This is a genomic window from Paracoccus denitrificans, from assembly GCF_900100045.1.
Classification (GTDB): domain Bacteria; phylum Pseudomonadota; class Alphaproteobacteria; order Rhodobacterales; family Rhodobacteraceae; genus Paracoccus; species Paracoccus denitrificans.
This window is the reverse complement of record NZ_FNEA01000010.1, coordinates 1-13624: the sequence shown is the minus strand read 5'-3', so window position 1 is coordinate 13624 and position 13624 is coordinate 1. Positions and strand designations below refer to the sequence as shown.

The 13624-nt window shown below is 66.1% G+C and carries 18 protein-coding genes; 2 read left to right on the top strand and 16 right to left on the bottom strand.

The annotated features are described in order from the left end of the window. Both gatA and gatC read right to left on the bottom strand, forming a co-directional pair. Positions 1 to 1482 carry an Asp-tRNA(Asn)/Glu-tRNA(Gln) amidotransferase subunit GatA gene (gatA, locus tag BLT64_RS10220; RefSeq protein ID WP_011746921.1) on the bottom strand — a complete coding sequence of 494 codons (1482 nt, stop codon included), beginning with the start codon at positions 1480 to 1482 and terminating at the stop codon, positions 1 to 3. Beyond that, positions 1479 to 1766: an Asp-tRNA(Asn)/Glu-tRNA(Gln) amidotransferase subunit GatC gene (gene gatC / locus BLT64_RS10215; RefSeq protein ID WP_011746920.1), complete on the bottom strand. Its 288-nt coding sequence runs from the start codon at positions 1764 to 1766 to the stop codon at positions 1479 to 1481. Before gatC ends, gatA begins: the two co-directional genes overlap by 4 nt. A 131-nt stretch (positions 1767 to 1897) precedes the next feature. Between gatC and BLT64_RS10210 the strand changes: the two genes are divergently transcribed. After that, the gene (locus BLT64_RS10210; RefSeq protein WP_011746919.1) at positions 1898 to 2590 is read left to right on the top strand and encodes a metal-dependent hydrolase; all 693 of its coding nucleotides are present in this window, start codon (positions 1898 to 1900) and stop codon (positions 2588 to 2590) included. Here the strand turns inward: BLT64_RS10210 and BLT64_RS10205 are convergent. From BLT64_RS10205 to BLT64_RS10150, 13 genes are all read right to left on the bottom strand, one after another. Beyond that, positions 2587 to 3420 carry an urea carboxylase-associated family protein gene (locus BLT64_RS10205; protein WP_011746918.1) on the bottom strand — a complete coding sequence of 278 codons (834 nt, stop codon included), beginning with the start codon at positions 3418 to 3420 and terminating at the stop codon, positions 2587 to 2589. The two genes, BLT64_RS10210 and BLT64_RS10205, sit on opposite strands and share 4 nt — an antisense overlap. Positions 3421 to 3645: 225 nt before the next feature. Further along, positions 3646 to 3807, bottom strand: coding sequence for a hypothetical protein (locus tag BLT64_RS26820; RefSeq protein ID WP_157137424.1), 162 nt, complete (start codon positions 3805 to 3807; stop codon positions 3646 to 3648). Between the two features lie 129 nt (positions 3808 to 3936). Then, positions 3937 to 4716, bottom strand: coding sequence for a succinate dehydrogenase iron-sulfur subunit (locus BLT64_RS10200; RefSeq protein WP_011746917.1), 780 nt, complete (start codon positions 4714 to 4716; stop codon positions 3937 to 3939). 70 nt (positions 4717 to 4786) lie between these two features. After that, entirely contained in the window at positions 4787 to 5113 is a 327-nt protein-coding gene (locus tag BLT64_RS10195; RefSeq protein WP_011746916.1) for a hypothetical protein, read from the bottom strand. Continuing rightward, positions 5113 to 5469 carry a hypothetical protein gene (locus BLT64_RS10190; protein ID WP_011746915.1) on the bottom strand — a complete coding sequence of 119 codons (357 nt, stop codon included), beginning with the start codon at positions 5467 to 5469 and terminating at the stop codon, positions 5113 to 5115. Before BLT64_RS10190 ends, BLT64_RS10195 begins: the two co-directional genes overlap by 1 nt. Further along, the gene (gene sdhA, locus BLT64_RS10185; RefSeq protein WP_011746914.1) at positions 5469 to 7271 is read right to left on the bottom strand and encodes a succinate dehydrogenase flavoprotein subunit; all 1803 of its coding nucleotides are present in this window, start codon (positions 7269 to 7271) and stop codon (positions 5469 to 5471) included. The genes BLT64_RS10190 and sdhA overlap by 1 nt, the downstream gene beginning before the upstream one ends. A gap of 9 nt (positions 7272 to 7280) precedes the next feature. Next, the gene (gene sdhD / locus BLT64_RS10180; protein WP_011746913.1) at positions 7281 to 7670 is read right to left on the bottom strand and encodes a succinate dehydrogenase, hydrophobic membrane anchor protein; all 390 of its coding nucleotides are present in this window, start codon (positions 7668 to 7670) and stop codon (positions 7281 to 7283) included. A 16-nt stretch (positions 7671 to 7686) separates the two neighbouring features. After that, complete coding sequence (sdhC, locus tag BLT64_RS10175; RefSeq protein WP_011746912.1) at positions 7687 to 8079, bottom strand: succinate dehydrogenase, cytochrome b556 subunit; 393 nt, start codon at positions 8077 to 8079, stop codon at positions 7687 to 7689. Between the two features lie 312 nt (positions 8080 to 8391). Continuing rightward, the gene (locus BLT64_RS10170; protein WP_011746911.1) at positions 8392 to 9426 is read right to left on the bottom strand and encodes a MaoC family dehydratase; all 1035 of its coding nucleotides are present in this window, start codon (positions 9424 to 9426) and stop codon (positions 8392 to 8394) included. 9 nt (positions 9427 to 9435) lie between these two features. Beyond that, positions 9436 to 9642 carry a DUF1737 domain-containing protein gene (locus BLT64_RS10165; protein WP_011746910.1) on the bottom strand — a complete coding sequence of 69 codons (207 nt, stop codon included), beginning with the start codon at positions 9640 to 9642 and terminating at the stop codon, positions 9436 to 9438. Position 9643: 1 nt separating this feature from the next. After that, the gene (locus BLT64_RS10160) at positions 9644 to 10195 is read right to left on the bottom strand and encodes an NnrU family protein (RefSeq protein ID WP_011746909.1); all 552 of its coding nucleotides are present in this window, start codon (positions 10193 to 10195) and stop codon (positions 9644 to 9646) included. Between the two features lie 45 nt (positions 10196 to 10240). Further along, the gene (locus BLT64_RS10155; RefSeq protein WP_011746908.1) at positions 10241 to 11080 is read right to left on the bottom strand and encodes an HpcH/HpaI aldolase/citrate lyase family protein; all 840 of its coding nucleotides are present in this window, start codon (positions 11078 to 11080) and stop codon (positions 10241 to 10243) included. An 80-nt stretch (positions 11081 to 11160) separates the two neighbouring features. Beyond that, positions 11161 to 11895 (bottom strand): sulfite exporter TauE/SafE family protein, encoded by a 735-nt coding sequence (locus tag BLT64_RS10150; RefSeq protein WP_011746907.1) that lies wholly within the window; start codon positions 11893 to 11895, stop codon positions 11161 to 11163. Positions 11896 to 12080: 185 nt separating this feature from the next. On the opposite strand from BLT64_RS10150, the gene mdh reads away from it, so the two are divergent. Next, positions 12081 to 13043, top strand: coding sequence for a malate dehydrogenase (gene mdh, locus BLT64_RS10145; RefSeq protein WP_011746906.1), 963 nt, complete (start codon positions 12081 to 12083; stop codon positions 13041 to 13043). A gap of 59 nt (positions 13044 to 13102) precedes the next feature. Here the strand turns inward: mdh and BLT64_RS10140 are convergent. Further along, positions 13103 to 13624, bottom strand: a 522-nt coding sequence (locus BLT64_RS10140; RefSeq protein ID WP_367888671.1) for a calcium-binding protein, incomplete at its 5' end; no start/stop codon positions are given.

Here is a 13624-nt window from a genome sequence, read left to right as displayed (position 1 = left end):
TTACCACCAGCGCGAGGGTTTCGCCGTAAACCCTGCCGCAGATTCGAGGCTTTGCGCAAGGTTCAAGAGCCCGCCTTCGTCCCAGGGACGGCCGATCAGCTGCATGCCCAGCGGCAGACCTTGGCGGTCCAGCCCCACCGGCACCGAAATCCCCGGCAACCCAGCCAGGTTCACCGTGACGGTAAAGACGTCGTTGAGATACATCTCGACCGGATCCTTGCCCGACATCTCTCCCAGGCCAAAGGCTGCGCTGGGGGTGGCGGGCGTCAGGATGGCGTCGATACCGTCGGCAAAGACCTGGTCGAAGTCGCGCTTGATCAGCGCGCGGACCTTGCGGGCACGGTTGTAATAGGCGTCGTAAAAGCCCGCCGACAGCACATAGGTTCCGATCATCACCCGGCGCTGCACCTCGGGGCCGAAACCCTCGGCACGGGTCTTTTCATACATCTCGACCACGCCGTCACCCGCCCCCAGCCTGGCGCGGCGGCCATAGCGCACCCCGTCATAGCGCGCGAGGTTCGAGGAAGCCTCGGCCGGCGCGATGACGTAATAGGCCGGCAGCGCGTATTTCGTATGCGGCAGGGTGATGTCCACCACCTCGGCGCCGGCGTCGCGCAGCATCTCGGCCGCCTTGTGCCAAAGCGCGTCGATCTCGTCCGACATGCCCTCCATGCGGTATTCGCGCGGAATGCCGATGCGACGGCCGCGAATGTCGCCGGTCAGCGCCGCCTCGTAATCCGGCACCGCGCGCTCGGCGCTGGTCGAATCCTTGGCATCGACCGAGGCCATGGCGCCCAGCATGATCGCCGCGTCGCGCACCGTCTTGGTCATCGGCCCGGCCTGATCCAGCGAGCTGGCGAATGCGATCACGCCCCAGCGGCTGACCCGGCCATAGGTCGGCTTCAGCCCGACCGTGCCGGTAAAGGCCGCCGGCTGGCGGATCGAGCCGCCGGTATCCGTGCCGGTCGCGGCCAGGCACAGGTCGGCCGCCACCGCCGCCGCCGAGCCGCCCGAGGATCCGCCAGGCGTCAACTGCCGGTCGTCTACCTTCCACGGATTGACCACCGGGCCATAGCAGGCGCTTTCGTTCGACGAACCCATGGCGAATTCGTCCATGCTGAGCTTGCCCAGCATCACCGCGCCCGCATCCCACAGGTTCTGGGTCACGGTCGATTCATATTGCGGCAGGAAACCGTCGAGAATGCGGCTGGCCGCCTGCGACGGCACGTCGCGGGTGCAGAACAGATCCTTGATGCCCAGCGGAATGCCGCACATGGCGGGCGCGTCACCCGCGGCGATGCGCTTGTCGGCCGCGGCCGCCATCTCGCGCGCCTTTTCCGGGGTCTTGTGGCACCAGGCGTTCAGCGCACCGGCAGCCTCGATGGCGACCAGGCAGGTCTCGGTCAGTTCAGCGCTGGTGAAATCGCCCTTGCGCAGCCCGTCGCGGGCTGCGGCGATGGTCAGTTTGTTCAGGTCGCTCATTCCACCACCTTCGGCACGGCAAAGAAGCCCTCGCGCGCATCGGGCGCGTTCTTCAGGATCAGGTCCTGCATCTCGCCATCGGTGACGATATCCTGGCGGCGCTTGAGGCGCATCGGCTCGACGCCGGTCATCGGCTGGACGCCTTCGACATCGACCTCGTTCAGCTGTTCCATGAAATGCAGGATGCCGTTCAGCTCCTGCGCCAGCGCGGGCAGGTCGGCGTCCTTGACCGCAATCCGCGCCAGATGCGCGACCTTGCGGGCTTCGTCCTCGGTGATCGCCATGAGAGGCTCCTTTCGCTTGCGCCGGGTTTTACCGGGGTGACCGGGGCGGGGCAAGCACCCGCGCAGGCGGAACTTTACGCCCGCCCCCCGGCTTGGCAGGATGCGGCAGCGCAAGAACAAGGAGCCTTCCGATGAAACTGACCTGGCTTGGCCATTCCGGCTTTCGGCTGGAGATCGAACAGGCGGTGATCCTGATCGACCCCTGGCTGTCCGGCAACCCCATGTTCCCCGAGGACAGGCGCGACGAGGCTATCCAGGGCGCCACCCATATCCTGCTGACCCATGGCCATGGCGACCATACCGGCGACACGCTCTCGATCGCGCGTGAACTGAAGATCCCGGTCGTCGGCATCTACGACCTGATCAACACCTGGCAGACGCATCAGGGCATCGAGGGCCTGGGCTTCAACAAGGGCGGCACGGTCGACCTGGGCGGCGCCAAGGTGACGATGGTGAACGCCAGCCATTCCTCGTCCTTCGACGGCAACGAGGGGCCGGTCTATGCCGGCCACGAGTCGGGCTACATGATCGCCGGCGAGGGCCATGTGATCTATGTCTCGGGCGACACCGACATCATGGCCGACATGCAATGGATGGGCGAATATCACCAGCCCGACATCGGCATCCTCTGCGCGGGCGGGCATTTCACCATGGACATGGACCGGGCGGCCTGGGCGGCACGGAAATATTTCGACTTCAAGACCGTGATCCCCTGCCATTACAAGACTTTCCCGCTGCTCGCGCAGGATGCCGAGGTGCTGAAGGCCGGCCTGCCGGGCGTGCAGGTGATCGAGCCCGAGGTGATGCAGCCGATCCCGCTCTAGGGCCAGCGATAGGCGCTCGGCCCCGGCTGCGCACGCGCCGCGGACCGGGCCGGCGCGAATATCTCGACCAGCAGCGGGTGGCAGGCGGCGGCGTCGCTGGAATGCGCGCTGCCGCAATCGCCGCCCGGACAGGCCGAGAGCCCGCCGATCAGGTCGATCTCGGCGAAGAATTCGATGTAGTCGCCCGGGCGCACCGGGCTCGCCTTCATGAAATACTGCCCGGAATCGCGGGTGAAGCCGGTGCACATGAAGACGTTCAGCACGTCATGCACCAAGGGCTCTGCCTCATCTCGGGCAAGGCTCAGTTCCGCCATCAGCGCATTGGTCAGGTTGGAATGGCAGCAATGGTGATAGTCCTGCCCGCTCAGCAGGCGATGCGTATAGGGATCGCAGCGCGTCCCGATGACGTCATGGACCGAGCCGCCGTATTCATCGATGCCATACCATTCCAGCGTGTCCTCGGTCACCGTGGCCATCGGGCGCAGGTTGGGAAAGCTCGACCACATGCGGTCGCCGCGCGTCAGATGCGTGCCGTGCAATGCCCGGGTCTTGCCGGAATAGAACCGCTCGCGCGGATCGGCAGCGGACCACAGGTTCAGGTCGCCAACCTGCGGTCCCTCGACGCTGGTGATGCGAAAGAAATGCCCAGCCGGAACGTGAAAGCAGCGCGCCTCGCGCGGCGGGACCAGGCATTCGCCGGACTTGCGGGCGGTCAGCCGCAACGCCTGCAAACCCGGCAGGTCCGGGTCGGGCAGCGTCTCGTTCAGATAGCAGATGACCGGGCGGACAGCCCGGCGTTCGACGGCGTCTTCGGGAATGATGCGGGTCATGGGGCGATGCTATGCGCGCAGCGGTGGCATCGCAAGCCGTTCGCATCGCGCCCGCCAGCCCTGTCGCATGAGTATTTGGAGAACAGAGAAGCCGGAAAGGCGGGCCTGGCTTCTCTGTTCCCAAAATACTCAGGAAAGCGCGAAGCAAACGCCTTGCGGGAATGACAAAAGCGCGGCCGCGAAGCCGCGCAGGAAGGCCCGCGATGACGAGCGAGAAGACCGCGTTCAGGCGGCGTGACGGATGTCGGCTTCCAAGGGCATCGGATCGAAGCTGAAATAACCGTACATCTGCTCCAGCACGGCCAGCGCCGCGTGGCTCTCTGCCTTGGCCGGCTTCAGCACGGCCAGCTTGGCGGTCTGTTTTTGCGTTTCGGCAAGGGTTTTCATCCGAAAATCTCCGGGTCGAAGTGTGCTCTCCCCGTCAGAAAAGATAACGCCGCACCGCAGAAAAATCCAGCTCTGCGACGCGGCGTCAAACGGCATATCATGGCATACCGGCCATGACCGACATGCAAATCAGACGATCCGGTCCACCATCATGTGCTTGATCGAGGCGATCGCCTTGGCCGGGTTCAGCCCCTTGGGGCAGGTGTTGGTGCAGTTCATGATCGTGTGGCAGCGATACAGCTTGAACGGATCCTCAAGCGAGTCCAGACGCTCGCCCGTGGCTTCGTCGCGCGAGTCGATGATCCAGCGATAGGCGTGCAACAAGGCCGCCGGACCCAGATAGCGATCGCCGTTCCACCAATAGCTGGGACAGGCGGTCGAGCAGCTGGCGCACATCACACATTCGTAGAGGCCGTCCAGCTTCTTGCGGTCTTCGATCGACTGGCGCCATTCCTTGTCGGGGGTCGGCGTCTCGGTGATCAGATAGGGCTGGACCGAGGCGTGCTGGGCATAGAAATGCGTCAGGTCCGGCACCAGGTCCTTGACCACCGGCATATGCGGCAGCGGGTAGATGTTCACGTCGCCCTTGATCTCATCCATGCCATAGATGCAGGCAAGATGGTTGCCGCCGTCGATATTCATGGCGCAGGAGCCGCAGATGCCCTCTCGGCAGGAACGGCGGAAGGTCAGCGTCGGGTCGATCTCGTTCTTGATCTTGATCAGCGCGTCCAGCACCATGGGACCGCATTTGTCCATGTCGACGAAATAGGTGTCGATGCGCGGGTTCTCGCCGGTATCGGGGTCCCAGCGATAGATGTTGAAGCGGCGGACATTCGTGGCGCCTTCGGGTTTCGGCCAGGTCTTGCCGACCCGCATGCGGCTGTTCTTGGGAAGGGTAAGTTGGACCATTGGGTAACTCCTGGTGGTCAGACCGTCATCTTGCGACTAGGCCGTCATGCGGTGGCTGGGGCGGAGGGCGTCAATTCACCCTCCAGCCCGGTTGTTGGTAAAGAGGCCGCGTAGGCTGTTGCCCCGAGCGGCGGCGGACGCATTCGTTGAAGACCTGGGACGGATCGCGGCCCAGGATCTGGTCCGAGGACAGGTCGACCCGCACGAAGCCGCCCCGATAGCCGTGCGAGCCGATGCCCAAGCCGACCTCGGTGCGCGGTGCCCGGGCGTCCAACGCCTGGACCATGCAGAGGCGTTCGGCCTCTGCGACCGAAATCCGCACGGGCGCGGGCGCGCAGGCCGCCAGCCCCAGCAGCGCCGGGGCAAAGCCAAGGCCAAGCGCGCCGCGCCCGGCCATCAGGCGGCCTGCTTGGCCGCCGCCGCGGCACCGGCGATGCATTGCGTGGTCGCCGGGCGGCCAACGATGGCGGCCACCGCATTCCCAGCCCCTGCCGCACCGGCAGCGGCGATGCTGGCCAGTTCCGCCGAGGTGGCGTTCTGCAACACGCAATCGGTATAGGGCGCAACATTGGCGCCGGGCAGGCGCCGCGCCATCTCGCGGTTGACGACGACACGCGCCGAGGAGCGGATCGCCGCATCCGGCGGCGTCACCTGCGGCACCGGCAGAGGCGCGACCGGCGCCATGCCGGGGTTCTGGACCACGCAGCCCGAAAGGGCCAGCGCGGCGGCGGTCAGGATCAGGGGAAGACGCATCAATAAACCCTCGCTTTGGGTGCGATCTTTTTCAGGTCGATCCCGCCTTCGTCTTGCCTGGTCAGAGGTTCGAGATGCACGGGCCGATAGGCCAGTTTAACATCGTTGCCTTCGATCCAGGCAAGCGAGTGCTTGCGCCAGTTGGCATCATCCCGCTCGGGGTAGTCTTCATGGGCATGGGCGCCGCGGCTTTCCTTGCGCGCCTCGGCCGCGACGATGGTCGCCAGGGCGTTGGGCATCAGGTTGGTCAGTTCCAGCGTCTCCATCAGGTCGCTGTTCCAGATCAGGCTGCGATCCGTGACCTTGAGGTCGCTGAGCTTGCCCGCGATCACCCGCATCTTGTCGACGCCTTCGGCCAGCGTCTTGTCGGTGCGGAACACGGCGGCGTCGGCCTGCATGGTGCGCTGCATCTCAAGCCGCAGATCGGCAGTCGACACCGAGCCGTCGGCATTGCGGATGCGGTCGAAACGGTCCAGCGCCTTGTCCACCTGCTCCTTGTTGGTCGTGGGGATCTGCGCCTCGCGGTCGATCACCTGGCCGGCGCGGATCGCGGCGGCACGGCCAAAGACCACGAGGTCGATCAGCGAGTTCGAGCCCAGCCGGTTCGCGCCATGGACCGAGGCGCAGCCGGCCTCGCCCACCGCCATCAGGCCAGGGAAGACCTGGTCGGGATTGTCCTGCGTCGGATTCAGCACCTCGCCCCAATAGTTGGTGGGGATGCCGCCCATGTTGTAATGCACGGTCGGCAGGATCGGGATCGGCTCGCGCGTCACGTCCACGCCGGCAAAGATCTTGGCCGATTCCGAGATGCCCGGCAGCCGCTCGGCCAGGCTTTCCGGCGGCAGGTGCATCAGGTTCAGGTGCATGTGATCCTTGTGCGGGCCGACGCCGCGGCCCTCGCGGATCTCGATGGTGATGCAGCGGCTGACCACGTCGCGGCTGGCGAGATCCTTGTAGGTCGGCGCGTAACGCTCCATGAAGCGCTCACCCTCGCTGTTGGTCAGGTAGCCGCCCTCGCCGCGCGCGCCTTCGGTGATGAGGCAGCCCGAACCGTAGATGCCGGTCGGGTGGAACTGCACGAACTCCATGTCCTGCAGGGGCAAGCCGGCGCGTGCCACCATGCCTCCGCCGTCGCCGGTGCAGGTATGGGCCGAGGTCGCCGAGAAATAGGCGCGGCCATAGCCGCCGGTCGCCAGCACCACCATCTTGGCGTTGAAGACGTGGATTGTGCCGTCGTCCAGCTTCCAGCACACCACGCCGGTGCAGGCGCCATCGGTGATGATCAGGTCCAGCGCGAAATATTCGATGAAGAACTCGGCCTTTTCCTTCAGCGACTGGCCATAGAGCGTGTGCAGGATCGCGTGGCCGGTGCGGTCGGCGGCGGCGCAGGTGCGCTGCACCGGCGGGCCTTCGCCGAACTCGGTGGTGTGGCCGCCGAAGGGGCGCTGATAGATCTTGCCTTCCTCGGTGCGCGAGAAGGGCACGCCGTAATGCTCCAGCTCATAGACCGCCTTGGGGGCCTCGCGCGCCAGGTATTCCATGGCGTCGGTGTCGCCCAGCCAGTCCGAGCCCTTGACGGTGTCATACATGTGCCACTGCCAGTTGTCCGGGCCCATGTTCGACAGCGAGGCGGCGATGCCGCCCTGCGCCGCGACCGTGTGCGAACGGGTCGGGAAAACCTTGGTCACGCAGGCGGTGCGCAACCCCTGTTCGGCCATGCCCAGCGTCGCGCGCAGGCCCGCGCCACCGGCACCGACGACCACGACGTCATATTCGTGCGTTTCGTATTTGTAAGCAGCCATGGCGGAACCTCAGAGGACGACGATCGCGCCAAGGCCCATCCGGGCCAGCGCATAGACGGCTGCGGCGATGACCGCCCAGCCGAAGATGACGGAAAAGATGATGGCCGCCTTGCGCGTGCCACCCTGGAAATAGTCGTCGATCATGATCCGCGTGCCCTTGATGAAGTGGACCATGCCCACGATCACGAACAGAGCGGTGATGAGCGCCGGGAAGGGACGGCCGAAATAGGCCAGCAACTGTTCCTGCGACAGGCCGATGGCGCGGGCCACGACGATCATGAACAGCGGCGTCAGCACGGTCAGCGCCACGGCCGAGACGGTCATGGCCCAGTGATGCTGGGTGCCTTCGTGGGCCGAGCCCAGGCCTTCGGCGGCTTTGCGGGGGGTGATGTAACGCATGATCCCTGCCCTTTCCTCAGAACACGAAAAAGACGATCAGCGTCAGCACGGCCAGCACGACCGAACCCGCGATCAGCGCCTGGCTCGACTTGTGCGCCTGCTCGATCTCCAGCCCGTAGCCGGCGTCGTAGAACAGGTGGCGCAGCCCGGCGAGCAGGTGATACCACAGCGCCCACATCGAGCCGGTCAGGATGATGAAGCCCAGCCAGGACCGCACCACCCAGTCGGCGCAGGCGAAGGCGCCGGGCGAGGTCACGGCAGCGACCAGCCACCAGGTGATCAGCACGATCCCGGCGACCAGGGCGTGGCCGGTGATACGGGTCATGATCGAAGTGATTGCGGCAAGTGGCAGGCGATAGACCTGCAAATGCGGTGACAGTGGCCGGTTGCCCCGGTTGACGTCAGCCATGATGCGCTCTCCTGCGTTCAGGCCCCGCACGCGACGGCTGGCGGCGAGGGCTGGCCGAAATTGGGTTTGCTTTTAGTCGTCTTGTCGCATCTGTCACGGGCGGATGCCAGACGTAAGGCGGATATCGGCAGATTTTCCATTTTTGTGATCACGCAAACGGCAGCTGTGATCACATGCGCCCGAAAACCCCTCCGAATGATTGCGGTATCAGGACGGACTCACCCGATTTCCCGGGATAACCGAGGGATTTTGTCATGTTCGCCACCCGCGCCGCCGCGACCAAGGGGCTGGCGGCGCCGGGCCTCCGAGGGGTCACTTCGGCATCAGGGCCCAGTAATCCAGGTCCAGCAGCACCTGCGGGGCGTATTTTCCGTCCTCGCCGCGCAGGGCGTGATCACCGGCCCGCCCCTTGTGCGCCACCAGCCGCAACCGGATCGCGCCGACGCCCGGCGCATGGGTGTCGGCCTTGTCCAGAACCTCGGACCAGGCGCGGATCGTATCGCCGGCAAAGCAGGGATTGGCATGGGCGCCGCCGTTCAGCGCCACGATCATCTGCGCATTGGCCAGCCCATTGAAGCTGAGCGCGCGGGCCATGCTGATGACGTGGCCGCCATAGATCAGCCGCTGGCCGTCCTCGCGGAAGGTGGCGTCGAAATGCACCTTGGCGGTGTTCTGCCACAGCCGGGTGGCCAGCATGTGCTCGGCCTCCTCGATGGTGACGCCGTCGACATGGTCGATGACCTCGCCGATCTGGTAGTCGCCCCAACGATGCGGCTCGCCGGCCAGGTCGAAATCGTATTGCAGGAAATCCAGCCCCTCGGGCAGCACCAGATCGGCGGGCGCGACCGATTTCGCCAGTTCCGGCGCCACCGGCTCGGGCGCGGGCGCCGCGGCATCGCCCTTGCGCACCATGACCCAGCGCACATATTCCAGCACCACCTCGTCCAGCTGGTTCAGCCCGCGGGTGCGGACCCAGACCACGCCGGACTTGCCGTTCGAGTTCTCCTTGAGCCCGATCACCTCGGATTCCGCGCGCAGCGTGTCGCCCGGCCAGACCGGCTTCAGCCAGCGCCCCTCGGCATAGCCCAGGTTCGCCACCGCGTTCAGGCTGATATCGGGCACCGTCTTGCCGAAGACGATGTGAAAGGCGATCAGATCGTCCATCGGGCTGCCTTCCAGCCCCGAGGCCGCCGCGAACTCGTCCGAGGAATAAAGCGCATGCCGGGCCGGATAGAGCGCGTGGTAAAGCGCGCGCTCGCCCTCGGCCACGGTGCGCGGCACGGCGTGGCGGATCACCTGGCCGATGCGGTAATCCTCGAAGAAACGGCCCGGATTGGTCTTGCTCATGATGGTTCCCTATTGCTGGCCCAGCTTCATCTCGGGGTGGTAATCGGCATCGATCTGCTTGGTGACGGCCTGGGCGCAGCGCATCACGCCGCGCGCCGCGTCAAAGGCGTAGGCGGGGCCGCCGTGCAGTTCCCAGCCCTTGGACAGCGCCTCGCTGACCTTGTGGCAGAAGGCCGAGGTGTCGTCCTCGGTCAGCAGGCGATAGATTTTCGGCATCTCAGCCTCCGAACGGGTTATAGCCGAGCCAGGCGTGGATCAGCCCGACCACCAGCAGGACGACGACGGCGCCGGCCACCGCCATGATCTCCTTGCGCGCCGGGAAGGGGCCGGCGGGCGGCGTCCAGTCCGGCTGCGCGCGGTTGATGACGACCATCTCGACCAGCGCCCAGACGAGCAGCCCGCCGAACAGCACGAAACTGGGCAGGTCGCCGTTCGGCACCAGATGCGCAAAGGCCCACAGGGCAAAGCCGGTCAGTTGCGGGTGGCGGAGGTGCCGGGTGATCCGGGTCTTCATCCCGTCGGCCGCGAAGAAGTAGAAGGCCACCAGAACCAGCAGGTTGTTGATGCCCTTGAGCGGCGCCGAGGCGCCCCACCAATAGGGGCCGTCCGCCTGCCTGTAGCCGACCACCATCAGCACGACCGACAAGGCCAGCAGGCCGGCCACGACACCCTTGCCACGGTCGCCCATGACCGCGCGGCGCTGCGGCGCAAGGCGCTTGAACAGATGCGCGCCCCACCAGAGTGCGAGGCCAAGGATCAGGATGAACATCTGGCTATTCCTTTCCGCTGGATGTTAATGGCGCTTACTTTGCCATCACCCCGCGAGTTCGGCAATCGCTGCCGCCTTGGCCAGCGTGGCGCGGGCGGTCTCGACATGCAGGTTCTCGACGATCCTGCCATCCACCACGGCGACGCCCTTGCCCTGGGCCTGCGCCTCGTCGAAGGCCTCGATCTGGCGGCGGGCGAGATCGACCTCGGCCTCGGAGGGCGCAAAGACCTCGTTGGCGACGGCCAGTTGCGCCGGATGGATCAGGGTCTTGCCGTCGAAGCCCATGTCGCGGCCCTGTTCGCATTCGGCGCGCAGGCCCTCTTCGTCCTTGAAGGCGTTGAAGACGCCGTCCACGATGACGCGGCCATGCGCCCGCGCGGCCAGCAGGCACAGGCCCAGACCCGCCATCATCGGCAGCCGGTCGGCGCGAAACCGCGAGTTCAGTTCCTTGGCCAGATCATTGGTGCCCATCACCATGCCCTGCAAGCGCGGATGGGCGGCGATCTCGGCGGCGTTCAGCATGCCCTCGGCCGTCTCCATCATCGCCCAGAGCGGCGTGTCGGGCACCAGCGCCGCCACGCGGTCAAGATCGGCGCCGCGGCTGACCTTGGGCACCAGCACCGCATCGGCGCCGGCGGCAAAGGTGCGGGCATCGCCCTCGCCCCATTCGGTGTCCATGCCGTTGATGCGCACGATCCGCGCCCGGCCGCCGTAATCCGCCTGCAAGGCCCGGGCCAGCAATTCCCGTGCGCCCACCTTCTCGGCAGGCGCCACGGCGTCCTCGAGGTCGAAGATGATCGCATCGGCGGCCAGCGTCTGGGCCTTTTCCATGGCCCGCGCATTGGCGGCCGGAATGTAGAGGACGGAACGATAGGGACGGGTCATCGGGGCCTCGCGTAATAATCTTGCGCGAACCTGCCCGGAAAGGAAGCGAATCGCAAGCACCGATTTGCCGCACTGCGGCGTCAGATCCCGTCCCAGATCAGCTGGGCCGAAACCAGCATCAGCGCCCAGGTGATGAAGCCATAGAAGATTCGCGGCGACATGCGCCTGACCAGCCACAACCCGGCCAGCACGCCCAGCACGCCGGGCACCATCAGCACCGCGGCCACCGACAGGTTATGCGCCGAAAGCTGGCCCAGCATGGCATAGGGAATCAGCTTCACCGCATTGCAGATGGCAAAGAAGATGGTCGTCGTGCCGGCATAGGTCATCGGCGTCATGCGCAGGGGCTGGGCATAGACCTGATAGGGCGCCGCCCCGGAATGCGACACGAAGCTGGTATAGCCCGAGACCGTGCCCCAGAAGCTGCCCGCCCCCCAGCGCGGCGGCTTGGCGCTGGCGCTGACCCGGCTGCGCAGCAGGGCGTTCAGTGCGAAGGCCAGGCCGATCACGCCCACGATCAGCCCAACCTGCGCGTCGTCGACGTGATGCGCCGTGGCCCAGCCCAGCCCGATGCCGGTGATCGCCCCCGGCACCAGGGTCCGCAGCACCCGGCGATCGAAATCGCGGCGAAAGGCGATGAGCCCGCCGATGTCCGAGATGATATAGACCGGCAGCAGGATGCCCGCCGCCTGCACCGGCGACATGACCAGCGCCAGCAGCGGGACCGAGATGGTGCCGACCATGGACAGCCCCCCCTTGGCCAGCCCGATCGAAAAGGCGGCGATCACCGCCAGCACCCAGCCCAGCATCTCCATCGGTGCGCTCCTTCGTCCCTGACCCCGGACTAATCCAGCGCCGGGCCGGCGGCAATGCGGGACGGGTTTGCCCTGTTAGCGGTTGACAACGGCCGATTTTGCGCCCGGCACGCAGCCAAGGCTTGCGATTCTCATCCCGAGGGACTACGCCACCGCGCGAACCATCATGGAAATCGGAGGTTAACATGGCCCGACCCAAGATCGCACTCATCGGTGCGGGACAGATCGGCGGCACGCTGGCGCATCTGGCCGCGATGAAGGAGCTGGGCGACGTCGTCCTGTTCGACATCGCCGAGGGCACGCCCCAGGGCAAGGCGCTCGACATCGCGCAATCGGGCCCGTCCGAGGGTTTCGACGCCGTCATGAAAGGCGCCAACGACTATGCCGACATCGCCGGTGCCGATGTCTGCATCGTGACCGCGGGTGTGCCGCGCAAGCCCGGCATGAGCCGCGACGACCTGCTGGGCATCAACCTCAAGGTCATGAAATCCGTGGGCGAGGGCATCAAGCAGCATGCCCCGAACGCCTTCGTGATCTGCATCACCAACCCGCTGGACGCCATGGTCTGGGCGCTGCGCGAATTCAGCGGCCTGCCGCATGAAAAAGTCGTCGGCATGGCCGGCGTACTCGATTCGGCCCGCTTCCGGCACTTCCTGTCGCTGGAATTCGGCGTCTCGATGCGCGACGTGACCGCCTTCGTGCTGGGCGGCCATGGCGACACCATGGTGCCGCTGACCCGCTATTCGACCGTGGGCGGCATCCCCCTGCCCGATCTGGTCAAGATGGGCTGGACCACGCAGGAAAAACTGGATGCCATCGTGCAGCGCACCCGCGACGGCGGCGCCGAGATCGTCGGCCTGCTCAAGACCGGCTCGGCCTTCTATGCGCCCGCCACCTCGGCCATCGAGATGGCGGAAGCCTATCTCAAGGACCAGAAGCGCGTGCTGCCCTGCGCCGCCTATGTGAAGGGCGCCTATGGGCTGGACGGGCTTTATGTCGGCGTGCCGACCGTGATCGGCGCCGGCGGCATCGAGCGCGTCATCGACATCACGCTGGACAAGGACGAGCAGGCGATGTTCGACAAGTCCGTGGATGCGGTGAAGGGCCTGGTCACCGCCTGCAAGGGCATCGACGGCACCCTGGCCTGATCCGGCCACCCATCGGAACGAAGAACCCCGCGGGTGCGTCCCGCGGGGTTTTTTCTTGCTCAGACGAAGATGAAATCCGAGGCGTCGAGCTGGCCGCTGCCGATCCCGGCCAGCGTGATCGTGGTGCCGCCGAAGCTGACCACCGCATTGCCGGCCGACTGGGTGATGCTCAGGTCGTCGAAGCTGTCGTAACGCTCGCCCTGCCAGTTGCCCGAGACGATGCGGATCACATCCGTACCGTCCTGCCAGTCGGTGATCCGGTCCGCGCCATTGCCGACGGCGAACACGAAGACATCGGCCCCGACGCCGCCCGTCAGCGTGTCGTTCCCCGCACCACCGTTCAGCGTGTCGTTGCCGGCGCCGCCAAGAAGCCGGTCCGCGCCCGCACCGCCAGACAACTGGTCTCTGCCGGCTCCGCCCGACAGCGTGTCGTTGCCGGCAGCGCCGTTCAGGACGTTGTTCCCGGCATTGCCGGTCAGCCGGTCGGCGAAGCCCGAACCGTTGACGTTCTCGATGTTGCGCAGCACGTCGCGGCCCTGCCCGCCGCCGATCAGTTGCGCAACGGTCAGGCCAAGGTTCAC